The sequence below is a fragment of the Arthrobacter sp. SLBN-112 genome (assembly GCF_030944625.1).
GTDB lineage: Bacteria > Actinomycetota > Actinomycetes > Actinomycetales > Micrococcaceae > Arthrobacter.
In genome coordinates this window covers 3562739-3586792 of sequence record NZ_JAUSXY010000001.1, presented here as the reverse complement: position 1 = coordinate 3586792, position 24054 = coordinate 3562739, and the positions used below count along the sequence as shown (strand labels likewise).

Here is a 24054-nt window from a genome sequence, read left to right as displayed (position 1 = left end):
GCGGGATCAGGCTGCCAGCGGCCGCTTGCGTTCCAGCAGGCCGCTCAGCAGCGCGACGCCGAAGCCGAGGACGGCGAGTACGGCGCCTACCAGCGCCGGGGCCACGAAGCCCCAGCCGAGGGCGATGACGAGGCCGCCGAGGAATGCTCCGAGGGCATTGGCGACATTGAGGGCGGCATGGTTGAGCGAGGACGCAAGCGACGGCGCATCCGGTGAGGCATCCAGCAGTCGGGTCTGCAGGGCGGGGATCAGCATGGAACCGGATGCCCCCACCACGAACACCATGACCAGGGCGCTCCATGCCCAGTGTGCTGCCACAGCATAGAGCACCAGGGCAATGGCTATGGCGGGCAGGACCCGGTAGAGGGTGCCCATCACCGATTTGTCGGCCAGCCTGCCGCCGATGATGTTCCCGGCCACCATGCCCAGGCCGTAGAGCGCCACCACCACCGGGATCAGGGACGAGGGAATTCCTGCCACATTGGTCATGGTGTGGGCGATGTACGTGTAGGTGGCGAAGAAGCCGCCAAACCCCACGATCCCCACCAGGAGCGCAAGCCATACCTGGAGCCGTTTCAGCGCACCGAGTTCGCGCCGGATGCTTGCATCCGGGTGTGCCTTCTGGAAGGGCACGAAAATCCAGACCAGCACCAGGGCCAGCAGTCCGATGCATCCCACCAGGATGAACAGCAGGCGCCAGCCGAAGGCCTGCCCCAGCCAGGTGGCGAAGGGCACTCCAACGACGTTGGAAATGCTGAGGCCGGCCATCACCATGGAGATGGCCCAGCCCCGCCGCGTCGGCGGCACCAGGGAAGCGGCAATCACGGCGGCTACCCCAAAGAACGCTCCGTGCGGCAGCCCTGCGGCGAACCTTGAGACGAGCATGGACCCGTAGTCCGGGGCTATGAACGAGCTCAGGTTGGCAACGGTAAAGAACAGCAGGAGCCCCAGCGCAAGGTACTTGCGGGGCAGTTTGGCCCCGACGACGGCGAGCAGGGGAGCGCCGACCACCACGCCCAGGGCGTAGGCGGAGATCAGGTAGCCGGCTTGGGGGGTGGTGACCGCCAGGCCCTGCTCCACCTCCCTCAGCAGGCCCATCATGGTGAACTCGGTGACGCCGATGCCTACCCCGCCCATGGCCAGCGCAAAGATGGCCATGCCAAGATTCGGGGTCTTGGCGGGGGCTGCCGTGGACTGGGACAGAACGCTGCTCATAAGCCTGCTTCTTGAGGGTATGGGTGATAGGACCGGATGCCACGGCAGTGGGGCAGGAACGTCCGGACAGAGTCGCAAACCCCTGGCGGGCAGCACCTATTCCCTCAGGCGGGAACGCTGTTCCGGGACATTCCATTGTGGACCATAGAATGGGCCGGTGACTGGACTGATTCAGGTTGTGGGCGGAGCCATCGTAGACAAGCTGGCGGATCCGGCGGCCCTGCTGGTGGCCAGGCGGAGTGCGCCGGAGCACCTGGCCGGGCTGTGGGAGTTCCCGGGCGGCAAGGTTGAGCCCGGCGAGGAACCCGAGGCCGCGCTGATGCGGGAACTGTCAGAGGAACTCGGGATCGGTGTCCGGCTCGGACCCGAACTGCCGGCGGAGGCTTCCGATGGCTGGCCGTTGAACGAGCGGGCAAGCATGCGGGTCTGGTTCGCGGAGGTCAGCGTCGGCGAACCGCGGCCCCTTGAAGACCATGACGAACTGCTGTGGGTGGACCTCCGGGACCGGGAAGCGGTCCTGGGCCTGCCATGGATCCCGGCGGATTTTCCGATCGTCAGGGCTTTGCTGGACTCGGTGGCATCGCCGCTTGGCAGGACCCGCTAAAAGAGGATCCGTAAAAACAGGACCCGCTGGAAACAGGACCCGCTAGAAGAGCGCGTCCTGTTGAGAGGGCCGGGAAGCGGAAACGTCAGGGGCGCTGTCCTTGGCGGGGGCGGGAATGCTGCCGGCCGGATATTGGGCTTCCTCGGCACGGGGATCGTCCAGGTCGCGGCTGTCCAGGTCCCGGTGGCTGAAGCCGGAGGAATGGGAGAAACCGTGGCGTGCCTTGAAGTACCGGACTTTGGCGGCAAGCCAGGTGCGGTATTCCTTGGAGGCGTAGGACCCTGTCCCGTAAAGCCGCCGGTAGCGTCCCGCCAGTTCGGGGTGGTTGGCCGCTATCCACTTCATGAACCACTCCCTGGTTCCGGGTTTCAGGTACAGCGCACCCGCAGTGACTCCCGTTGCGCCGGCGGCCGCCAGGGAGCTGAAGAGCGAATCCAGGGCTTCGTCACTGTCGGAAAGCCACGGCAGGATGGGCATGGCCATCACACCGCACGGCAGTCCGGCCTCGCGCAGCCGGGACACCAGTCTCAGCCGCGCCCTGGGCCCGGGGGTGCCCGGTTCGATGGCCTCCGAGAGGGCTTCATCGGTCATGGCCAGCGAGATTCCCAGCCCCACCGGCACCTGCGTGGCGGCACTCTTCAGCAGGGGGATATCCCGCGACAGCAAGGTGCCCTTGGTGAGGATGGACAGGGGAGTGCCGGAATCGGCCAGGGCGGAGATGATTCCCGGCATGAGACGGTACCGTCCCTCGGCCCGCTGGTAGGGGTCGGTGTTGGTGCCAAGCGCCACCTGCTGGCGCGTCCAGGACGCCTTGTTCACTTCCTTCCGAAGGATCTCCGCTGCGTTGACCTTGACCACCACCTGGCTGTCGAAGTCCATGCCGGCGTCGAAATCCAGGTACGTGTGGGACTTCCTGGCGAAGCAGTACACGCAGGCGTGGCTGCAGCCGCGATAGGGATTCACCGTCCACTCGAAAGGCATCTTCGACCCCGCCGGGACCCTGTTGAGCACCGATTTTGCGGTGACCTCGTGGAACGTGATGCCGGCGAATTCGGGAGTGGTGACGGAGCGGACCAAGCCGGCCAGCGGCAGCAATGCCGGAGCGGCCCCGCTTGTGGCGTCCTGCGCGGGCACCAGTGTTTGCGCTTCCCATCTCATGGTCTCCATTCGAAAACATGTTCGAATGGAAGTCAAGGGCGGCGCGCGGTGGAAGGGATCCGGCAGGCGGCGCCAGCTAGTGCAGCAGCTCCCAGGTGACCGTCACGCCGGCCTCCACCCTGTTCGTGCCGGATTCGATGGCCGGCCCTTCCACCGTGGATGCCCGCTGCAAGCCGGCAACCGGTACCGGGCCCGGAGCACCCCGTTGGTGCGTCACGGACAGCACACGGCCCAGGCCGGCTGAAGCGAGCGAGGCGAACTGGGCGGCCGCGCGGAACGCGTCCTGCCAAGCGGCCTCCCTGGCCTGAGCGCGGGCGGCGGGGTCATCGGAAAGGACCAGTTGCAGGCTGTCGAGCCGGACGTCGTCTCCGCCTGACTCAATGGCCCTGGAGATGGCGGCCGGGGCGCTCCCGACGTCCCTCAGCCTGACGGCGAGGCTGCCGCCTGCAACGTAGCCCACGAGTTTTTGGCCTTCGCCGTCCCGCCACGCGAGGTCGGCCCGTACCGACAGCCCGTTCGTCCGGAGGTCGGCCGGGCCAATGCCGTGGTCCCGGAGCGCCGCGGCCACTGTGGAAAGGCTCTGTCCGGCCGCCGCATACGCTTCCTCCACCGACTGCGCGCGGCACTCCACCGCCACGGAAACCGTCACCAGATCAGGCGGCGCCTCTGCCCACCCGGTCCCTGTAACGGTGACTGTGCCGGTATCCCCGGGGGCCTGGTCCGGCCGGCTCATTGGACCGCACTCCCCGCCGGAGCAGGGTAGCCGCCGGCGGCCAGCCCGGCCCTGCGTTCGAAGATATTCGCCGTGCCCGGATTTCCGGTCCGCAGGACGGACCAGCCGGCCGCAGCCAGGTAGAGGGGGAGGAAGGGGAAGCCAAGGCACCAGGCGTACTGGCTGCAGTGCCGTTCCTCATGACCCAGCAGAGCCGGCCGGGACAACAGGTCAGCAGCCGAACCGCGGTACAACACCACGTTGCCCAGCGTGAAGGCTCGGGCGGCCGGAAGCCGCCAGCGGTACCCGGCCGCAATGACAATGCCGCGCGGTCCTCGGCTCATCCGCGTCCGTGCGGCGAGGGCGACGGCGAGCCCGGCCAGGGTGCTCCCGTTAAGGAGGTTCGCTGCCCGCCTGAGCCGCTGGGCCGTCGTCGGGCCGTGTTGGATACCCGCGCGCTGCCGCAAAGTCATGAGGCCATGGTAGCCGGAGGGTTCAACTAGACTGGAGGGCAGTGGCCGCCGGTCCTGCCGGCGAGCCCTGACCTGGTCATTGAATGAACTGACGTTCAGCGCATTCATCCATGACCTGCCAGCGACGGACGCGCCGAGCGGGAAACCGCGTACGGCTGCCCCGCCCGCCGGCAGCCACGACTCGTAGCTAAGAACAGTAGATGACTGAAACTTTGCCGGGCGCCGCCATTCCGAACCCCACGGATGAGGCCGCCATCAACGCCGCTGTAGACCAGGCCATCACCGCCATTGCCGGTGCGGCCACCCTTGACGAGCTGAAGTTGGTGCGGCTTGCCCACAGCGGCGAGAAGTCCCCGCTGAGCCTTGCCAACCGTGAGATCGGCCGGTTGCCCAAGGACCAGAAGGCGCTCGCCGGAAAGCTGTTGGGTGCCGCCCGCGGCCGGGTCAACAAGGTGCTCGCCGACCGGACCGCCGTCCTGGAAGCCGAGAACGATGCCCGGATCCTGGTCGAGGAGACCGTGGATGTCACCGCCGCCCCCCGCCGCCGGCGTGCCGGCGCCCGCCATCCGCTGTCCACCCTCCAGGACCGCGTGGCGGACATCTTCGTCGGCATGGGCTGGGAAATCGCCGAGGGCCCCGAGGTCGAATCGGAGTGGTTCAACTTCGATGCCCTGAACTTCAAGCCGGACCACCCGGCCCGCGAAATGCAGGACACCTTCTTCGTGGAGCCGCCCGAAGCCCACCTGCTGATGCGCACGCACACCTCCCCGGTGCAGGTCCGCTCCATGCTGGAGCGCGAGGTCCCCATCTACGTGCTCTGCCCCGGCAAGGTGTTCCGCACCGACGAACTCGATGCCACCCACACCCCGGTGTTCCACCAGTTCGAGGGACTCGCCATCGACAAGGGCCTGTCCATGGCAGACCTGCTGGGCACCCTGGAGCACTTCACCCGCCAGATGTTCGGCGAGGAAGCAAAGGTCCGGCTGCGGCCCAACTACTTCCCGTTCACCGAGCCCTCGGCCGAACTGGACATCTTCCACCCCGGCGCCAAGGGCGGCCCGCGCTGGATCGAGTGGGGCGGCTGCGGCATGGTCAACCCCAACGTCCTGCGCGCCGCAGGTATCGACCCGGACGTCTATTCAGGTTTTGCCTTCGGCATGGGCATCGAGCGTGCCCTGATGTTCCGCAACGAAGTAGGAGACATGCGGGAAATGATCGAAGGCGATGTACGGTTCAGCGAGCAATTCGGGATGGAGATCTAGGCGTGCGTATCCCACTTTCCTGGCTGCGTGAATTCGCGGCAGTACCGGCCGGTGCAACGGCCGAAGACGTCATGGCAGAGCTGGTCAAGGTCGGTTTCGAAGAGGAAGCGGTCCACCGCCCCACGGACACCCTCCGGGGGCCCATCGTGGTGGGCCAGGTCCTGAGCCTCGTCAAGGAACCCCAGACCAACGGCAAAACCATCAACTGGTGCCAGGTCCGCGTTGTCCCCGAGGGGCAGGAGCAGGCCCTCACCGGAGACGGCATTGATCCCTCCGGTGTCCAAGGCATCATCTGCGGCGCCCATAACTTCGTTGAGGGCGACAAAGTGGTGGTCACCCTGCCGGGAGCCGTGCTGCCCGGAGACTTCCACATTTCCGCCCGCAAGACCTACGGACACCTCTCCGCCGGCATGATCGCATCCGTCCGCGAACTGGGCATCGGCGACGACCACGACGGCATCCTGGTGCTCTCCCGCATCGGTCTGGACCCGGAAGTGGGCACGGACGCCATGGAGCTGCTGGGCCTGTACGACGAGGCTGCGGAAATCAACGTCACCCCGGACCGCGGCTATGCGTTCTCCATCCGTGGTGTGGCCCGTGAGTACGCCCACGCCACCGGTACCGCCTTCACGGACCCCGCAGAGAAGGTCAACGCCCCGGCCGAGCTGTCCGGCGGCTACGGCGTCAAGCTCAACGACGACGCCCCCATCTACGGCAAGCCCGGCTGCGACCGCTTCGTGGCCCGGACTGTCCGCGGCGTGGACGCCACCAAGCCCGCCCCGCTGTGGATGGTGTCCCGGCTCCGGCTCGCGGGCATCCGCTCCATCTCGCTGCCGGTGGATATCTCCAACTACGTCATGCTCGAACTGGGCCAGCCCACGCACTGCTACGACCTGGACAAACTCTCCGGTGACATCGTGGTGCGGCGCGCGGCGGCAGCGGAGAAGATCACCACCCTGGACGGCAAGGAGCGCACCCTTGACGTTGAGGACCTCCTGATCACCGATGACTCCGGCGCCATCGGCATCGCGGGCGTCATGGGCGGGGCCGCCACCGAGGTGAGCAGTTCGACGTCGAACGTCCTGGTCGAAGCGGCACACTTCGACGACGTATCCATCGGACGTTCGCGGCGCCGGCACAAGCTGCCGTCCGAGGCGTCCAAGCGCTTCGAGCGCGGCGTCGACTGGCAGGTTGCGGGCATCGCTGCGCAGCGCGTGGTGGACCTCCTGGTGGAACTGGCCGGAGGAACCGCTGATGAGGCGGGAACCGACGTCGGCACCGCCCCGGAAACCGTCACCATTGAGCTGCCGGCCGGCTTCGCCGCCGCCCGCATCGGGGTCGATTTCACCGAAGCGCAGATCGTCACCTCGCTTGAGGACCTGGGCGCCATCGTGGTGAAGAACGACGCCGGCTGGACCGTTACGCCGCCCAGCTGGCGCAGCGACCTGGAAACCAAGGAAGACCTGACCGAGGAAATCGCCCGGCTGGTGGGATACGACAAGATCCCCGCCACGCTGCCCGTTGCCCCTCCCGGCCGCGGCCTCACCCGCGTCCAGCAGCAGCGCCGGCGCCTGATCCAGGCCATGGCGGATGCCGGCCTCACCGAGGTCCTGTCCTACCCCTTCGTGTCCAAGGCGGCCAACGACACCTTCGGTACTGCCGACGAAGGCGCACCCCGGAGCGCCGTCAAGCTGGCCAACCCGATCAGTGAGGAGCAGGGCTACCTGCGGACCTCGATCCTTCCCGGCCTGATCGAGGTGGCCAAGCGGAACCACTCCCGCGGGTTCCGCGACCTTGCCCTCTTCGAATCGGGCCTGGTGTTCCTGCCGGGCGAAACCATGGGCACCGCGTCCATCCCGCCGCTGGGCGCCAAGCCTGCCGATGAGGTGCTCGATGCACTGTACGACGGCGTCCCGGACCAGCCCTTCCACGTCGCCGCGGTCCTCACTGGCCATGACTCTCCGGCTGCTGCTGCCCATACCCCTCGGGTGTGGGATTGGGCGGATGCGCTGGATGTTGCCCGCCTTGCGGGGGACATCCTTGGCGTTGACCTGGTGGTCAGCCAGGGCAGCCACCAGGCGTTTCATCCGGGCCGCACGGCCCGGCTCGCGCTGCGCACCGGGGAAGTGGTGGGCTACGCCGGTGAGCTGCACCCCAAGCTGCTGGCAGCCTCGGACATGCCGGCCCGTTCAGTGGCGCTGGAACTCAATGCCGACGCCCTGTTCGAAGCCGCACCGGACGTGATCGTGGCCCGCCACATTTCCACCTTCCCGGTGGCCACCCAGGACGTGGCGCTCGTGGTCCCGGCCGACGTCCCGGCGGACGAGGTCCTCGCCGCCCTGCGTGAAGGTGCCGGCGAGCTGCTGGAGGACGTCGCCCTGTTCGACGTCTACGCCGGCAAGGGTATTGAGGACGGCAAGAAGTCGCTGGCCTTCGGGCTCCGGTTCCGTGCCGCGGACCGCACCTTGACCGCGGACGAAGCCTCGGCCGCGCGCGAAAGCGCCGTGGCCCTGGCCGCGGAACGCTTCGGAGCCGTGCAGCGCTAGTCATTGTTCGCAGTCTCCGGAAGGGCGGGTCATGACGCAACAAGAAATGCGTGCAGTCCCGCCCTTCGTGCTGCCTGGGGAAGCCGCCGCGGTGCGAAGCGACGCGGAACGCCTCCTGGACGGCGTCGAGCTGGCGCGGGCCAAGGCTATGGAGCCTGCCGCCGGGACAGTCTTCCTGGCCGGGCGGGTGGCCCAACGGGTCTTCGCAGCCGAACTGATGTCGGTGTCCGCAGCGGACCTCGCCGCGGCCTACGGCTGCCCGCGCTGCGGTGCCGGGCCCGGAGCTGGGCCACGGCCGGCCGGGATACACCTATCGGGGCGCTCCCTTGCCGATGGCCCTGAGCCTGTCCCGGGCCGGCGGCTGGACGCTGCTGGCTGCTGTGGTGGACGCGGCCCCGGAAACCCGTCTCGGAATTGACATCGAGGACCCTTCCCGCACCGGTTTCGACGGGTTCGACGCCCTGGCGCTGGCACCCGCGGAGCGGCTGGCCCTCCGGGACCTCACGGCGGATCTCCTGCCCGCCGCAAGGGCCAGGCTCTGGGCCCGTAAGGAAGCCTGGCTGAAGATGACCGGTGAGGGACTCAGGACCGCGCCGTCTTCCGTGGACGTCCTGGAATGTGCCGGCCTGCGCGACCTTGGCCCCGCGGAAACCGGGCTGCCCGCCCACCTTGCTGCCGCCGTCGCGCTTTCCGGGCCTGGTCAGGACGCGGGCAGCGGCGGCAGCGGCTCCTCGTAGAGCCAAGGGTGCAGCAGGGATTCGGCATCAACGGCTGTTGTCCGGCTGACCGCCATGATGAAGTCCTGCGTGGTGACCGAGCCATGCCGGTGGCTGGCGGTCCAGTCCTGCAGGACGGCGAAGAAGGCGAGGTCGCCCACGGCCATCCGGACGGCATGGACAGCCAGCGCGCCCCGTTTGTAGACGCGGTCATCGAACATGCGTTCGGGGCCGGGGTCTCCCACCAGGATGTCCTGTTCTTCGGCGGCCAGCCGGCGCCAGGCAGCCTCGGCCCGCTCCGCCACGGTCATGACGCCGGCTTCCTCGGACCAGATCCATTCGGCGTAGCAGGCGAAGCCCTCGTGCAACCAGATGTCCTGCCAGCTGGCCGCCGTCAGGGCATTGCCAAACCACTGGTGTGAGAGCTCATGGGCGATCAGGCGCTGGGACTCCCAGTCCAGGCCCAGGTGGTTGGGGCCAAAGATGGACATGGCCTGCGCCTCAAGCGGGATTTCCAGTTCGTCCTCGGTGACCACCACGATGTACCCCGGAAAAGGGTAGGGGCCAAAGCAACTGCTGAACGTGCGCATCATTGCCGGCTGGAGTGCCAGGCCGGAACGTGCCCGGTCCGTGAGTGCGTGGGGGACGGCCACGGTCTGCGGAACGGGGGTGCCGTGCCGTCCGCTGTCCAGTTCCAGGAGCGCGTAACGGCCGATCTGCACGGTGGCCAGGTAGGCGGGCATGGGATCGGCCTGTTCGTAAACCCAGGTTTCGCGGCTGGAACGGGCAGTATGCGATTGCAGCACGCCGTTGCATACCACGCGGTAGTTCGCGTCGGTGGTCACCGTGAACCGGTAGCTGGCTTTGTCCCGGAGGTGGTCGTTGCACGGGAACCATGAGGGCGCCCCGTTGGGCTGCCCGGCCACCAGGACGCCGTCCGTCAGTTCCTCCCAGCCCACTTCACCCCACAGGCCGCGGCGAGGCCGCGGATTGCCTTCGTAGCGCACTTCCAGGGTGAATGCCTGCCGGGCCTCGAAGGTGTTATGCGCCGAAACCACAAGTTGTCCTGCCCGCTGGCTGAACCGCAACGGCTTGCGGCCGTCAAGCAGCACTTTCGTGGCGCGCAGCCCGGCAAGGTCCAGCACAATGGCCGACGCCGGGACGCACGTGACGCCGTGCAGCACCGCCCTGCCGCTGAGCCGGTTGCTGGCCACCCGGTAATCCAGGTCCAGTTCGTACCGCTCCACCCGGAAGGCGTCGGTCCCGGCGCCGGGCAGGTACGGATCAGGGGCAGCGCCACCGGCCTCGTAGACGCTGCCGCGGGCGGCTGATGCTGAAGAACTCATGGGGACCTTCGGTTAGCAGGCGGCGATCCGGGGCCGCTCCACGGACTGACGGGGTTGCCCATCCAGTACGTCGCGGCGGGAACTGCTTCGCCGCGCATCACCAGGGAAGCCGGCCCCACTGTTCCGCCGGCGCCGATGCTGGCCTGGGGAAGGATGACCCCGTGCGGGCCCATGGTGGCCCCGTCCTCGAGCGTAACAGCGTCGATGCTCATCACGCGGTCGTGGAACAGGTGCGTCTGCACCACGCAGCCCCGATTCACGGTGGAGTTCCGGCCGAGCGTCACGAGGTCGGCCTCGGGCAGCCAGTAGCTTTCGCACCATGTGCCGCTGCCGATCTTCGCTCCGAGCGCACGCAGCCACCAGACCAGCGCCGGTGTTCCCGAAGCCGCCCGCGCAAACCACGGTGCGGAGACCAGTTCGATGAAGCTGTCCACCACTTCGTTGCGCCAGATGAACGAGCTCCAGAGCGGGTGCTCGCCGGGGCGGATCCGGCCCACCAGGATCCATTTGGCGACGACGGACGCGGCTGCGGCCACCAGCCCCGCCAGCAGCATCACGACGCCGGTGAGCAGGGCCGCGGCGGCGTAGCCCAGGGTCGCTGCGATCCAGTCGAAGGCCAGCATGGTGCCGGCCGCAATGGCGACCGTGAGCATCACCGGCAGGAACCGGCACAGCTCCCACAGGGTACGTGCCACCTTCAGCCGTTTCGGGGGCTGGAAGGTGCGGGAACCGTCGGATGCAATCGCGGTCCGCCGCAGCCGGACCGGCGGGCTCCCCAGCCAGGAGGTGCCCGCCTTGGCTTTTGCCGGCGTCGCGGACAGGACGGCCACCAGGGAGTTCTTGGGGACGTTGCGGCCGGCGGCAGTCATCCCGGAATTGCCGAGGAAGGACCGCTTGCCGATCTTTGCCGGTGCCACCCGCAACCAGCCGCCGTCGAGCTCGTAAGAGGCCACCATGGTGTCATCGGCGAGGAAGGCGCCCTCGCCCACGGTGGTCATCTTCGGTATCAGCAGCACGGTGGAGGCCTCGACGTTCTTTCCGACCTTCGCGCCCAGCAGTCGGAGCCACACGGGTGTGAACAAGCTCGCGTAAATGGGGAAAAGCAGGTCCCTGGCCAGGTCCAGCACCCGCTCGGTGGCCCAGATCTGCCACCCCACCCGGCTGCGGATCCGGTAGTAGCCCTCCGCGATCCCGACGGAGAGCAGGCGCGTGGCGGCCAGCACCAGGACGGCGTTCGTGGCAAACCACACCAGCGATGCCGGGGCAAGGGCCGGCAACAGCCGGGGGAGAGCTTCGGTCAGCGACGTACTGCCCTGGATGAAGGCGAACGCGACCCATAGAGCGGCAGCCGCAGACAGGTACGGGATGATGGACAGGCACGCCGAAGCCAGCGCAAAGCCGACGAACCAGGCCCGTGCGGCAAACCTGCCCTGGGCCGGGGCATCAGGCACGCTGTGCCTGGCCTTGCCCTGCCGGCGGGCCGGTGACCCTGCCGCCAGCTGGCCTGCCTTGACCTTCCCCAGGACCGCCGAGCCGGCTTCCACCTGCGCCCCGGCCCCGATCGAGGCGCCGGGCATCAGTGTGCTGCGGGCACCCACGCTGGCGCCGCGGCCAATGCGGATGGCCCCAATGTGGACGTCGTCGCCGTCGATCCACCAGCCCGAAAGGTCCACTTCGGGTTCAACGTTGGCTCCGCTGCCCAGCGTCAGCATCCCTGTGACGGGTGGCAGCGAATGCAGCTGGACGTCCCTTCCGATCTTTGCCCCCAGCGCCCGGGCGTAATACGGCACCCAGGGCGCACTGGCGAGGCTGATGGCACCGGCGAGGTCCTGGATCTGTTCCGCGAGCCACAACCGCAGGTGGACGCGCCCGGACCGGGGATAGATGCCCGGTTCCACCCCGCGGAGCAGGAACCGGGCGGCCGCGATGGCCAGCAGCATCCGCCCGGCCGGGCTGACGAACACCAGCCAGGACGCCGCCACCCACCACCACGAGACGGTGGGCGCGGCAGTGAAACCGGCAATCCCGGCCAACAGGTTGTTCAGGGCCATGAGGTAGGTCAGCCACCGCATGCCCACCAGGATGTGCAGCGGCACACCCATCAGGGTCTGGAAGACCTGCGACTTCCTGGCCGTGGGTCGCACGGTGCGCTCCGGTGCCGGGCCGGCGGAGCCGCTGGGACTGGACTGGCGTGCCACTTCCACCAGGGCGCCAATGCGCGGCGTGGCGTAGATGTCGGCCACGGTGATGGTGGGGTAGCGCACCCGCAGGGCCGAGACCAGCTGCGCGGCCGAGAGTGAACCGCCGCCGTACGCGAAGAAATCGGCGTCCAGCGATGTGACGGGGCTGCCCAGTACGTTGCTCCATTGCTCCACGATCCAGGCGGCGTCGTCCGGGATGTTCAGGGGTGCGGCATTTGCCTCCGCGGCGCCTGAACCGGCCAGGGGCCACGGGAGGTCGTGCCGGTTTACTTTGCCGCTGGTCTTGGTCGGCAGGGAATCCACCACGGTGAGCATGGGAACCAAGGGGGCCGGGAGGCTCGCCGTCAGCTGCTCACGGGCAACCGAAAGGTCGAGGGCCACCCCGGCGGCGGGCGCCAGGTAGCCCACCAGGACCTGGTTTCCGGCGGCTGTGGTCTGGACCGCGGCGGCACCACCGGCCACGCCGGGAAGGGACTGGAGGGCCGCGTCGATCTCGCCCAGCTCAATCCTGCGGCCGCCGAGCTTTACCTGTTCGTCTGCCCGGCCCTGGAAGATCAGGCCGGCCTGCTCGAAGCGCACCAGGTCACCGGAACGGTACGCCCGGTCCCACCCCAGGCTGGGCATGGGGGCGTACTTCTCCGCGTCCTTGGCGGGATCGAGGTAGCGGGCCAGGCCAACGCCGCCGATGATGAGTTCGCCCACTCCGCCTTCGGCTACCGGTACCGCGTTCCCGTCAACGATGGCCAGGTCCCAGCCGTCCAGCGGCAGCCCGATCCGTACGGGGCCGGGTGCACCCAGGGGTGCTGCGCAGGCCACGACCGTTGCCTCCGTTGGGCCATAGGTATTCCAGACTTCACGGCCTTCCACCGCCAGGCGCTCGGCGAGTTCGGGCGGGCAGGCCTCGCCGCCGAAAATCAGCAGCCGGACGTTCTCCAGCGACTCCGCGGGCCACAGTGCGGCGAGCGTGGGCACGGTGGAAACGGCGGTGATGCCGTGGTTGATCAGCCATGGCCCGAGGTCCATGCCGGTCCGGACCAGGGCGCGCGGTGCCGGCACCAGGCAGGCACCGTGCCGCCAGGCGAGCCACATTTCCTCACAGGAAGCGTCGAAGGCGACCGAAAGCCCGGCCAGGACCCGGTCCTGCGGGCCGAGGGGATCGTCCTGGAGGAAAATCCTGGCCTCCGCATCCACGAAAGCTGCCGCGGACCGGTGCCGGACGGCCACGCCCTTGGGTGTTCCGGTGGAACCGGAGGTGAAGATGATCCAGGCGTCGTCGCCACGTTCGGGGGGCCGCGCGCCCTTGAACGGTCCGCTGCAGCCCCGCCCGGCCGGCCCCTGTTCGATCGAACCGCCCGCCCCCAGGACGGCTGCCACGTTGGCCTCGCCGAACACCAGCCGCGCACGTTCCTCGGGATCATCGGCGTCCACGGGGACATACGCGGCTCCCACCAGGAGCACGGCGAGGATGGAAACGTACAGTTCGTTGGTGCCGGAGGGGATCCGGATGCCAATCCTGTCCCCGGCGCCCAACCCGGCCTGGTGCAGGCGGCGGCCGGTGGCACGGACAGCATCCAGCAGCTGGGCGTAGCTGAGCGAAGTACGGCCGTCGTCCAGGGCCGAGGCGTCGGGAAAACGGGCCGCAGTGTCCCGCAGGACATCGATCAGCGTCCGGGCCGGGGGCGCAGCCGCGGCCCCGGGCAGCTGGGGCGCGTAGACGCCAAGGCCGTGGACGGGGTCTTCTGCCGGCGGGTCGCCTGCGGAGGCCGCAGGCTCCTGGCGGACGGTGCTGGCCGGCGCTGCACCGGGATGGTCATCCCCGAAGGGGACCTGCTGCTGGGTCACCCGAGCATTTTCCCGGGAGAAGATGAACAAAAGGTGTCCGCCGCGCCCGGACGCGCGATTTGCGGCCGTCCGGGCGTTTGCCCGATGTTCACGTTGCCCGCGGCTACGGAACCAGGACCACTTTTCCGGTGGTCTTCCTGCCCTCAAGGTCGCGGTGCGCGAGTGCTGCCTGCGACAACGGGTAGCGGGCGCCGATCCGGACCTTCAAGCTGCCATCCGCTGCCGCGGCGAATACCTCGTCCGAGCGCCAGCGCCGCTCCGAGGCGTCCCGGAGGTAGTGGCCCATGGTGGGGCGGGTCAGGAACAAGGAGCCTGCGGCGTTGAGGCGCTGCGGGTCGAACGGCGGGACGGGGCCCGATGCGGCACCGAACAACACCAGCATGCCCCTGACGCGCAAGGCGGCGAGGGAACCGTCGAAGGTGTCCTTGCCCACGCCGTCGTACACCACGTCCACGCCGGTGCCGCTCGTGATGTCCCGGACGCGTTCCGCGAACCCGTCGTACCGCAGCACGTGGTCTGCGCCGGCATTGCGCGCCAATTCTTCCTTCCCGTCCGTGGACACCGTGGTGAACACCTCCGCACCCCGGGCCTTGAGCAGCTGGATCAGCAGCAGTCCAACACCCCCGGCGCCGGCGTGGAGCAGGACCTTGTGGCCGGCTTCCACCTTGAAGGTGGAGTTCATCAGGTAATGGGCCGTGATGCCCTGCAGGGGAAGCGCCGCGGCGGTAAAGACATCCAGGCCCCGCGGTACCGGCAGGGCGGCGTCTTCATCCACCAGCGCGTAATCCGCGTAGCAGTTGATGCCTTCGGCCGTGGCAATCCGGTCGCCGGCCGCGAATCCGGTGACCCCTTCACCCACCGCCTCCACCGTGCCCGCCGCCTCAGATCCCGGGGTGAAGGGATACTGCACCTTGTAGACGCCGCTTCGCTTGTAGGTATCGATGAAATTAACGCCGGCTGCGCCCACTTTGAACAGCAGCTGCCCCGGGCCGGGTGTGGGAGGCTCAACCCCGGCATATTCAAGGACTTCCGGTCCGCCTGCCTGCCGTGCGACGATTGCGTGCGTCATGGCGCTCCTTTCCCGGGTCCCGGTACCTCCGGCCCCGGCTGCCGAAGTCCATCCTAGGGACACCCCGTGCCGGCAGGACAAGTACGCGGAACAACCAACCCCGATGGAGCATGCATAAATATCGGTACCAATGCATAACTATTGCTGTATAGTCGAAGCATGACTATTTCTGTTGCGGTTTCGGGAGCCAGCGGCTACGCCGGGGGAGAGGTCCTACGCCTCCTCGCCGGACACCCCGGTGTGACCATCGGCGCGATCACAGCACACAGCAACGCGGGTTCGCGGCTGGGCGAACTGCAGCCGCACCTGCATGGACTGGCGAGCCGGATCCTGGAGGACACCACCGTGGAGAACCTCTCCGGCCACGACGTCGTCTTCCTCGCGCTCCCGCACGGGGCCTCGGCTGAGATCGCGGCCCAGTTGCCGGAAGGCACGGTGGTCATCGACGCCGGAGCCGATCACCGCCTCGAAGACCCGGCGGCGTGGGAGAAGTTCTACGGCTCGGCCCACGCCGGGACCTGGCCCTACGGACTTCCGGAGTTGCCGGGCCAGCGCGAGGCCCTGAAGGGCGCCAAGCGCATCGCGGTCCCCGGCTGCTATCCCACCTCCGCCCTGCTGGCGCTCACTCCCGGGTTCGCCGCCCACCTGCTGGAGCCCGACGACGTCGTCATCGTTTCCGCCTCCGGCACCTCGGGCGCGGGCAAGGCTGCCAAGGTCAACCTCATCGGCTCCGAAGTCATGGGGTCCATGAGCCCCTACGGCGTGGGCGGCGGACACCGGCACACGCCGGAAATCGAGCAGGGACTGTCCAACGCGGCGGGGGAGCGGGTCACCGTGTCCTTCACCCCCACGCTCGCTCCGATGAGCCGCGGCATCCTCACCACCGCCACCGCCAAGGTCAAGGCCGGCACTACGTCGGCCCAGTTGCGGCAGGCCTGGACGGAGGCGTACGACGACGAGCCGTTCGTCCACCTGCTGCCCGAGGGCCAGTGGCCTGCCACAAAATCCGTCCAGGGCTCCAACCACGCGGCCATGCAGCTCGTCTTCGACGCCCACACCGGACGCGTGATCGTGACCTGCGTGATCGACAACCTCACCAAGGGCACCGCCGGCGGCGCCGTCCAATCCATGAACATCGCACTCGGCCTGCCGGAAACCGACGGCCTCAACCTGCAGGGAGTAGCCCCGTGACCATCACCGCACCCCAGGGATTCCGGGCCGCCGGCGTCACCGCAGGCCTCAAGGCCTCCGGCAACCCGGACCTGGCCCTCGTGGTCAATGACGGCCCGGCCAAGGCCGCTGCAGCCGTGTTCACCAGCAACCGGGTGGCAGCCGCCCCCGTCCACTGGTCCCGCCAGGTGGTCTCCGACGGCCGCGTGGACGCAGTCATCCTGAACTCCGGCGGAGCCAACGCCTGCACCGGCCCCACCGGCTTCCAGAACACCCACAGCACCGCGGAGAAAGTGGCAGAGGTCCTGGGGATCTCGGCCACCGATGTCTTTGTCTGCTCCACCGGACTGATCGGTGAGCAGCTGCCGATGGACAAGATCCTGCCGGGGGTCGAGGCGGCGGCGGCAGCCTTGAGCGCCGACGGCGGTCCGGCGGCAGGCACCGCGATCATGACCACCGACAGCGTGCCCAAGTCGGCGCTGTTCATCGGCACCGACGCCGACGGCCAGGAGTTCAGCATCGGCGGCATCGCCAAGGGAGCCGGCATGCTGGCTCCCGGCCTGGCCACCATGCTGGTGGTCCTCACCACCGACGCCGCCGTTGATTCCGACATGCTCGACGTCGTCCTGCGTGACGCCACGGGCGTCACCTTCGACCGTGCCGACTCCGACGGCTGCATGTCCACCAACGACACCGTGGTCCTGTTGGCCTCCGGTGCGTCCGGGGCCGTGCCTTCCGCGGCGGACTTCGGGGCCGCCCTCACCCAGGTCTGCGCGGAACTGGCACGCAAGCTGATCGCCGACGCCGAGGGCGCCAGCCACGACATCGCCATCCGCACCTTCAACGCCGCCAGCGAAGCCGACGCCGAAACGGTCAGCCGCTCCGTGGCCCGCTCCAACCTGTTCAAGGCCGCCATCTTCGGCAAGGACCCCAACTGGGGCCGCGTGCTCTCCGCCGTCGGCACCACGGACGCCGCCTTCGAGCCGGATAAGCTCAACGTGGCCATGAACGGCATCCAGATCTGCCGCAACGGCAGCATCGGTGACGACCGGTCCCTGGTTGACCTGGAACCGCGCGAGGTCCTGGTGGAGATCGACCTGCAGGCAGGCGACGCCGAAGCCACCATCTGGACCAACGACCTCACCCACGACTACGTCCACGAGAACAGCGCCTACTCCAGCTAGGAGCCCGCGCTCCCGGCAGGAACCGCTGCGGAAAGTGAGAGCATGAACACCCAGACGCGTGAAACCACCAGCATGTCCGCTGCCCAGGACAAGGCCGCCACCCTGATCGAGGCCCTGCCCTGGATCCAGCGGTTCGCCGGCACCACCATGGTGATCAAATACGGCGGCAACGCCATGGTCAACGACGATCTCCGCCGCGCCTTCGCCGAAGACATCGTCTTCCTCCACCATGTGGGCATCCACCCAGTAGTGGTCCACGGCGGCGGCCCGCAGATCAACTCCATGCTGGGGCGGCTGGGCATCGAATCCGAGTTCAAGGGCGGCCTGCGCGTCACTACCCCCGAAGCCATGGACGTGGTCCGCATGGTCCTCACCGGCCAGGTGGGACGTGAACTGGTGGGCCTTATCAACTCCCACGGACCCTACGCCGTCGGCATGTCCGGCGAAGACGGCGGGCTGCTGCGCGCCGTCCGCACCGGCACCGTGGTGGACGGCGAAGACGTCGACCTCGGGCTGGTGGGCGAAGTGGTCGGCGTTGACCCCGCCGGCATCGTTGACATCCTCGCGGCGGGCCGCATCCCGGTGATTTCCACCGTCGCCCCGGAAATTGTCGACGGCGGAGACAGCGTGGCGGGGACCGCGCGGTTCCAGCCCACAGGGCAGGTCCTGAACGTCAATGCGGACACCGCAGCGGCCGCCGTTGCCTCGGCGCTGGGCGCCTCCAAGCTGGTCATCCTCACCGACGTTGAAGGCCTCTACGCCAACTGGCCGGACAAGTCCTCGCTGATTTCCTCCCTCACAGTGTCGGAGCTGCGGGATATGCTGCCCAGGCTCGAATCGGGGATGATCCCCAAGATGGCCGCCTGCCTCAAGGCCGTTGACGAGGGCGTTGAACAGGCACACATCGTGGACGGGCGCCTGGCCCACTCCATGCTTCTTGAAACATTTACGACGGCGGGCATCGGCACCCAGGTAGTCCCGGACGAGGAGACCAACGCATGAATCAGCACACCCCGGAGGTTGAGCTTGTCGAAACCCCGGTGACCGAGCTTGTCGAAACGCAGGGCCACGCCGGCTCCGAGTGGCTCTCCCGCTACTCCAGCTCGCTGATGAACGTGTTCGGCACGCCCCAGCGCGTCCTGGTCCGCGGTGCCGGTTGCCTGGTGTGGGACGCCGACGGCAAGGAGTACCTGGACCTGCTGGGCGGCATTGCCGTCAACGCGCTGGGCCACGCCCACCCCTTCGTGACGTCAGTCATCGCCAGCCAGCTGGCAACCCTTGGCCACGTCTCCAACTTCTTCACAAGCCCCACCCAGGTGGCCCTGGCCGAGAAACTCCTGGAGCTGACCCACGCCCCTGCCGGGTCCAAGGTGTTCTTCAGCAACTCCGGCACGGAAGCGAACGAGGCCGCCTTCAAGCTTGCCCGCCGCAACACGGGCGACGGCGCGATTAAGCGGACCAAGATCATCGCCCTCGAGGGCGCCTTCCACGGCCGGACCATGGGAGCGCTGGCGCTCACGGCCAAGGAAGCCTACCGGGCGCCCTTCGAGCCGCTGCCGGGCGGAGTGGTCCATATCCCGTTCGGGGACGTTGCCGCACTGGAGTCTGCGGTGGATGAAACCGTTGCCGCCGTCTTCCTGGAGCCCATCCAGGGCGAGGCCGGCGTCCGGCCGCTGCCCCCGGGCTACTTGAAGGCCGCGCGCGAGGCCACCAGCAAGGTCGGCGCCCTGCTGATCCTGGACGAGGTCCAGACCGGCATCGGACGTACCGGAAAGTGGCTCGCCAGCGAGGATGCCGGGATCGTCCCCGACGCCGTGACCTTGGCCAAGGGCCTGGGCGGCGGCTTCCCCATCGGTGCCCTCATCACCTTTGGCGGGCAGACGTCGTCGTTGTTGTCCGCCGGCCAGCACGGCACCACGTTCGGCGGCAACCCGGTGGCCACCGCGGCCGCCCTGGCCACCCTCCACGCGCTGGAAAGCCAGAACGTCCTGGCTAATGCCACCGCGGTGGGGGAGCACCTGCGGTCCGCGCTGGCGGCAATCCCCGGCGTCACGGAAGTCCGCGGCGAAGGTTTGCTGATCGGTTTCGACCTCGACGCCGACGTCGCCCCCGCCGTCGTGCAGGCCGGCCTCGACGCAGGCTTCATCGTCAACAGCCCCGGCCCGCGCACCATCCGCCTGGCACCGCCGCTGATCCTCACCACGGCCCAGGCGGACACCTTCCTCGCCGCTTTCCCGGCAATCCTCCAGACAGCTAAGGACGCCCAGTGACCACCGCAACCCGGCACTTCCTCAAGGACACCGACCTCAGTCCCGCCGAGCAGGCAGAGGTCCTGGAGCTCGCCGCCCGCATGAAGGCAGCCCCGTACAGCGTGCAGCCGTTCGCCGCTGAGCGCAGCGGCCGCAAGACAGTGGCCGTCATCTTTGACAAGACCTCCACCCGGACCCGGGTCTCCTTCGCCACCGGCATCGCCGACATGGGCGGCAATGCCTTGATCATCAACCCGGGTGAAGCGCAGATCGGGCACAAGGAATCTGTAGAGGACACCGCCAAGGTGCTCGAACGCATGGTCTCCACCATCGTGTGGCGCACCGGGGCGCATGCCGGCCTCGTGGCCATGGCGGAGAACTCCAAGGTGCCCGTCATCAACGCCCTGTGCGACGACTACCACCCGTGCCAGCTGCTGGCCGACCTGTTGGCTGTGAAGGAGCACAAGGGCCAGCTCAAGGGGCTCACCATGAGCTACCTGGGCGATGCCGCCAACAACATGGCCAATTCCTACCTCCTGGCCGGGGTGACCGCCGGAATGCACGTCCGCATCGCCGGACCCGAGGGCTACCTGCCGCCCGCCGAAATTGTGGCTGCTGCCAAGGAACGCGCGGTGGAAACCGGCGGCTCGGTGCTGATCACCACCGACGCCAAGGAAGCACTGCAGGGGGCCGACGTGGTGGCCACCGACACCTGGGTCTCCATGGGGCAGGAGGCGGAAAAGGAGGCCCGGATGCAGTTGTTCCGGGACTACTCCGTGGACTCCGACGCCATGGCACTGGCTGCGGATGACGCCGTCGTGCTGCACTGCCTGCCCGCCTACCGCGGCTACGAAATCTCCGCGGACGTCATCGACGGCCCGCAGTCCATCGTCTGGGACGAAGCGGAAAACCGCCTCCACGCCCAGAAGGCGCTGATGGCCTGGCTGATGCACCGTTCCGGCCTGGCGTTCGTGGACGGCCTTTCCCCCGTCGAGGGCACTGGGGAGAGCACGTTCTAGTGTCCGCCCAGCCGTCGTCCCCGGGCACCAGCCCGGCCACCAAGACAGCCCGGCAGGCGCGCATCACCGCGATCCTCACGGGGCAGTCCGTGCGTTCCCAGGCGGAACTTGCGGCGCTGCTGGCGGACGACGGCGTGCAGGTCACCCAGGCCACGCTGTCCCGCGACCTCGTGGAGCTGGGAGCCGTCCGCGTCCGCGGGAAGGAAGGTGTCCTGGTGTACGCCGTGCCCGGCGAGGGCGGCGAACGGGGTGCCAAGAGCGGCGTCACCCAGGAGATCCTGGATGCCCGGCTCGCCCGGCTGTGCAGTGAACTGCTGGTCACTGCCGAAGCCTCCGCCAACATCGCAGTCCTCCGGACACCGCCGGGGGCGGCGAACTTCCTGGCCCTGGCCATCGACCACTCGGTGATGCCGTCCATCCTGGGCACCATCGCCGGCGACGACACCGTCCTGCTGGTCTCCCGTGACCCGCTGGGTGGCCCGGACCTCGCCGCCCGCTTCCTGCAACTGGCTGAGGAAGCCGGGCAATAAGCTTGAAGACAACGAATCAACGAACCCCCAACAAGGAGCATCTAAAGTGACTGAACGCATTGTGCTGGCCTACTCCGGCGGCCTGGACACGTCCGTCGCCATCGGCTGGATCGGTGAAGCCACCGGTGCCGAGGTCATCGCCGTGGCGGTCGACGTCGGACAGGGCGGCGAATCGCTGGAAACCATCCGCCAGCGCGCCTTGGGCTGCGGCGCCGTCGAAGCCTACGTCGCCGACGCATCGGACGAGTTCGCCAACGAATACTGCGTCCCAACCCTGAAGGCCAACGCCCTCTACCAGGGCCACTACCCCCTCGTGTCCGCCATCTCCCGCCCGGTCATCGTCAAGCACCTGGTGAAGGCTGCCCGCGAATTCGGCGCCACCACCGTGGCCCACGGCTGCACCGGCAAGGGCAACGACCAAGTCCGCTTCGAAGTGGGGATCCAGACCCTGGGCCCGGACCTGAAGTGCATCGCACCGGTCCGTGACCTCGCCCTCACCCGCGACAAGGCCATCGCCTTCGCCGAGGAAAAGGGACTGCCCATCGAGACCACCAAGAAGAACCCGTACTCGATCGACCAGAACGTCTGGGGCCGCGCCGTGGAAACCGGCTACCTCGAGGACATCTGGAACGCCCCCACCAAGGACATCTACGACTACACCGCCACCCCGGAGTTCCCGCCGGCACCGGATGAGGTCACCATCTCCTTCGAAGCCGGCGTGCCCGTCGCGATCGATGGTGTCAAGGTCTCCCCGCTGCAGGCCATCAAGGAACTCAACCGCCGCGCCGGCGCCCAGGGCGTGGGCCGCATCGACGTCGTCGAAGACCGCCTGGTGGGCATCAAGTCCCGCGAAATCTACGAAGCCCCGGGTGCCATGGCGCTGATCACCGCGCACAAGCACCTTGAGGACATCACCATCGAGCGCGAGCAGGCCCGCTTCAAGGCCACTGTCGGCCAGCGCTGGGCCGAACTGGTCTACGACGGCCAATGGTTCTCCCCGCTCAAGCGCTCCCTGGACGCCTTCATCGAGGACACCCAGAAGTACGTCTCCGGTGACATCCGCATGACCTTGCACGGTGGCCAGGCGATCGTTAACGGCCGCCGCTCGGAGACCTCGCTGTACGACTTCTCGCTGGCCACCTACGACACCGGTGACACCTTCGACCAGTCCCAGGCCAAGGGCTTCATCGAGCTGTGGGGCATGTCCGCCAAGGTTGCTTCCGGCCGCGACATCCGCGTCGCAGGGAAGTAAGTTTCGGTGGTTGAGCCTGTCGAAACCCAAAAAACCGAAGCTACGAACACAGGCGCACTGTGGGGCGGCCGGTTCGCCGGCGGCCCCGCGGATGCCCTCGCGGCGCTGAGCAAGTCCACGCACTTTGACTGGCGGCTGGCGCGGTATGACATCGCCGGGTCCAAGGCGCACGCCCGCGTGCTGCACAAGGCAGGCCTGCTGGACGACGCGGAGCTGGAAGGCATGCTCGCTGCCCTCACGCAGCTGGATGAGGACGTTGCCTCCGGCGCGTACCTTCCGGCCGAGTCGGACGAGGACGTACACGGTTCGCTGGAGCGCGGCCTGATCGAACGGGCCGGTGCCCAGCTTGGGGGCAAGCTCCGCGCGGGCCGCTCCCGCAACGACCAGGTGGCCACCCTGGGCCGGATGTTCCTGCGCGACCACGCCCGCATCATTGCCCGCGGTGTCCTGGCCACCGTGGACGCATTGGTGGAGCAAGCCAAGGCACACCACGGCGTGGCGATGCCGGGCCGCACCCACCTGCAGCACGCCCAGCCGGTCCTGCTCAGCCACCACCTGCTGGCCCACGCCTGGGCCCTGCTGCGCGACGTGCAGCGGCTCCAGGACTGGGACAAGCGCGCAGGCGTTTCACCCTATGGGTCAGGCGCGCTGGCCGGTTCCTCGTTGGGCCTGGACCCGGAAGCAGTGGCTGCGGACCTTGGTTTCTTCTCCGCGACCCACAACTCGATCGACGGCACCGCGTCCCGCGATGTCTTCGCAGAGTTCGCCTGGGTCTGCTCAATGATCGGCGTGGACCTGTCCCGGATTTCCGAGGAAGTCATCTTCTGGGCCACTAAGGAGTTCTCCTTCGTCACGCTGCATGATTCGTACTCCACGGGGTCCTCGATCATGCCGCAGAAGAAGAACCCGGACGTGGCCGAGCTGGCCCGCGGCAAGGCAGGGCGCCTGATCGGCAACCTGACCGGCCTGCTGGCAACACTCAAGGGCCTGCCGCTGGCGTACAACCGCGACCTGCAGGAGGACAAGGAACCGGTGTTCGACGCCGCCGACACCCTGGAGCTGCTGCTTCCAGCGGTGTCCGGCATGATCGCCACCTTGAAGTTCAACACGGAGCGGATGGAATCGCTGGCACCGCAGGGGTTCGCGCTGGCCACCGACATCGCCGAATGGCTGGTCCGCCAAGGTGTGCCGTTCCGTGAAGCGCATGAGCTCTCCGGTGCCGCGGTCAAGCAGGCGGAGTCGCGCGGCGTCGAACTGTGGGACCTGACGGACGAAGAGTATGCAGCGATCTCCGAGCACCTCACGCCCGAGGTCCGCACGGTCCTCTCCACCGAGGGCTCGCTCAACAGCCGCAACTCCCAAGGCGGCACGGCACCGGCCGCCGTCGAACGCCAGCTTGTTGCGCTGGAAGGTGAACTGGCCGGCGTGCGGGCGTACGCAGGCTAAGACAACGCCCGCTCACTTCCGGCACCATTCTGGCCAACGCCCGCTCACTTTCCCTAAGAA

Annotated in this window: 19 protein-coding genes; 12 read left to right on the top strand and 7 right to left on the bottom strand. The window is 68.1% G+C overall.

The window, feature by feature from the left end; genetic code table 11:
• Nucleotides 1-6 precede the first annotated feature (6 nt).
• Entirely contained in the window at nucleotides 7-1215 is a 1209-nt protein-coding gene (locus QF050_RS16670) for an MFS transporter (protein WP_308931414.1), read from the bottom strand.
• A gap of 157 nt (nucleotides 1216-1372) precedes the next feature.
• Between QF050_RS16670 and QF050_RS16665 the strand changes: the two genes are divergently transcribed.
• On the top strand, nucleotides 1373-1819 hold the full coding sequence (locus QF050_RS16665; RefSeq protein WP_308931413.1) for a (deoxy)nucleoside triphosphate pyrophosphohydrolase: 447 nt from the start codon (nucleotides 1373-1375) through the stop codon (nucleotides 1817-1819).
• A 42-nt stretch (nucleotides 1820-1861) separates the two neighbouring features.
• Here QF050_RS16665 and QF050_RS16660 read toward each other — a convergent pair whose 3' ends face one another.
• The 3 genes from QF050_RS16660 to QF050_RS16650 all read right to left on the bottom strand — a co-directional run bounded on the left by QF050_RS16660 (nucleotide 1862) and on the right by QF050_RS16650 (nucleotide 4162).
• The gene (locus tag QF050_RS16660) at nucleotides 1862-2977 is read right to left on the bottom strand and encodes an Rv2578c family radical SAM protein (RefSeq protein ID WP_308932197.1); all 1116 of its coding nucleotides are present in this window, start codon (nucleotides 2975-2977) and stop codon (nucleotides 1862-1864) included.
• Nucleotides 2978-3053: 76 nt separating this feature from the next.
• Nucleotides 3054-3710 carry an SIMPL domain-containing protein gene (locus QF050_RS16655; protein ID WP_308931412.1) on the bottom strand — a complete coding sequence of 219 codons (657 nt, stop codon included), beginning with the start codon at nucleotides 3708-3710 and terminating at the stop codon, nucleotides 3054-3056.
• Nucleotides 3707-4162, bottom strand: coding sequence for a hypothetical protein (locus QF050_RS16650; protein ID WP_308931411.1), 456 nt, complete (start codon nucleotides 4160-4162; stop codon nucleotides 3707-3709). The genes QF050_RS16655 and QF050_RS16650 overlap by 4 nt, the downstream gene beginning before the upstream one ends.
• 200 nt (nucleotides 4163-4362) lie before the next feature.
• Between QF050_RS16650 and pheS the strand changes: the two genes are divergently transcribed.
• The 3 genes from pheS (at nucleotide 4363) to QF050_RS16635 (ending at nucleotide 8707) form a co-directional block, all read left to right on the top strand.
• Nucleotides 4363-5424: a phenylalanine--tRNA ligase subunit alpha gene (gene pheS, locus QF050_RS16645; RefSeq protein ID WP_308931410.1), complete on the top strand. Its 1062-nt coding sequence runs from the start codon at nucleotides 4363-4365 to the stop codon at nucleotides 5422-5424.
• A gap of 2 nt (nucleotides 5425-5426) precedes the next feature.
• On the top strand, nucleotides 5427-7970 hold the full coding sequence (gene pheT, locus QF050_RS16640; RefSeq protein WP_308931409.1) for a phenylalanine--tRNA ligase subunit beta: 2544 nt from the start codon (nucleotides 5427-5429) through the stop codon (nucleotides 7968-7970).
• 332 nt (nucleotides 7971-8302) lie between these two features.
• Nucleotides 8303-8707: a 4'-phosphopantetheinyl transferase superfamily protein gene (locus QF050_RS16635; protein ID WP_308932196.1), complete on the top strand. Its 405-nt coding sequence runs from the start codon at nucleotides 8303-8305 to the stop codon at nucleotides 8705-8707.
• Here the strand turns inward: QF050_RS16635 and QF050_RS16630 are convergent.
• From QF050_RS16630 to QF050_RS16620, 3 genes are all read right to left on the bottom strand, one after another.
• Nucleotides 8671-10032, bottom strand: coding sequence for a M1 family metallopeptidase (locus QF050_RS16630; protein ID WP_308931408.1), 1362 nt, complete (start codon nucleotides 10030-10032; stop codon nucleotides 8671-8673). The two genes, QF050_RS16635 and QF050_RS16630, sit on opposite strands and share 37 nt — an antisense overlap.
• Nucleotides 10029-13934, bottom strand: a complete 3906-nt coding sequence (locus QF050_RS16625) for a Pls/PosA family non-ribosomal peptide synthetase (RefSeq protein WP_308932195.1) — start codon at nucleotides 13932-13934, stop codon at nucleotides 10029-10031. The genes QF050_RS16630 and QF050_RS16625 overlap by 4 nt, the downstream gene beginning before the upstream one ends.
• Nucleotides 13935-14178: 244 nt before the next feature.
• Complete coding sequence (locus QF050_RS16620; RefSeq protein ID WP_308931407.1) at nucleotides 14179-15144, bottom strand: quinone oxidoreductase; 966 nt, start codon at nucleotides 15142-15144, stop codon at nucleotides 14179-14181.
• A 159-nt stretch (nucleotides 15145-15303) separates the two neighbouring features.
• Here QF050_RS16620 and argC point away from each other — a divergent pair, with 159 nt between their 5' ends.
• Genes argC through argH form a run of 8 tightly spaced genes read left to right on the top strand, consistent with a single transcriptional unit; the run spans nucleotide 15304 to nucleotide 23994 of the window.
• Nucleotides 15304-16335, top strand: a complete 1032-nt coding sequence (gene argC / locus QF050_RS16615; RefSeq protein WP_308931406.1) for an N-acetyl-gamma-glutamyl-phosphate reductase — start codon at nucleotides 15304-15306, stop codon at nucleotides 16333-16335.
• Nucleotides 16332-17498, top strand: a complete 1167-nt coding sequence (gene argJ / locus QF050_RS16610) for a bifunctional glutamate N-acetyltransferase/amino-acid acetyltransferase ArgJ (protein WP_308931405.1) — start codon at nucleotides 16332-16334, stop codon at nucleotides 17496-17498. Before argC ends, argJ begins: the two co-directional genes overlap by 4 nt.
• A gap of 42 nt (nucleotides 17499-17540) precedes the next feature.
• Entirely contained in the window at nucleotides 17541-18500 is a 960-nt protein-coding gene (argB, locus tag QF050_RS16605; protein ID WP_308931404.1) for an acetylglutamate kinase, read from the top strand.
• On the top strand, nucleotides 18497-19768 hold the full coding sequence (locus QF050_RS16600) for an acetylornithine transaminase (RefSeq protein ID WP_308931403.1): 1272 nt from the start codon (nucleotides 18497-18499) through the stop codon (nucleotides 19766-19768). The genes argB and QF050_RS16600 overlap by 4 nt, the downstream gene beginning before the upstream one ends.
• Complete coding sequence (argF, locus tag QF050_RS16595; protein ID WP_308931402.1) at nucleotides 19765-20766, top strand: ornithine carbamoyltransferase; 1002 nt, start codon at nucleotides 19765-19767, stop codon at nucleotides 20764-20766. Before QF050_RS16600 ends, argF begins: the two co-directional genes overlap by 4 nt.
• Complete coding sequence (locus QF050_RS16590) at nucleotides 20766-21296, top strand: arginine repressor (protein WP_159632296.1); 531 nt, start codon at nucleotides 20766-20768, stop codon at nucleotides 21294-21296. Before argF ends, QF050_RS16590 begins: the two co-directional genes overlap by 1 nt.
• 46 nt (nucleotides 21297-21342) lie before the next feature.
• Complete coding sequence (locus tag QF050_RS16585; protein ID WP_308931401.1) at nucleotides 21343-22548, top strand: argininosuccinate synthase; 1206 nt, start codon at nucleotides 21343-21345, stop codon at nucleotides 22546-22548.
• 6 nt (nucleotides 22549-22554) lie between these two features.
• On the top strand, nucleotides 22555-23994 hold the full coding sequence (gene argH / locus QF050_RS16580) for an argininosuccinate lyase (protein WP_308931400.1): 1440 nt from the start codon (nucleotides 22555-22557) through the stop codon (nucleotides 23992-23994).
• Nucleotides 23995-24054: the final 60 nt, after the last annotated feature.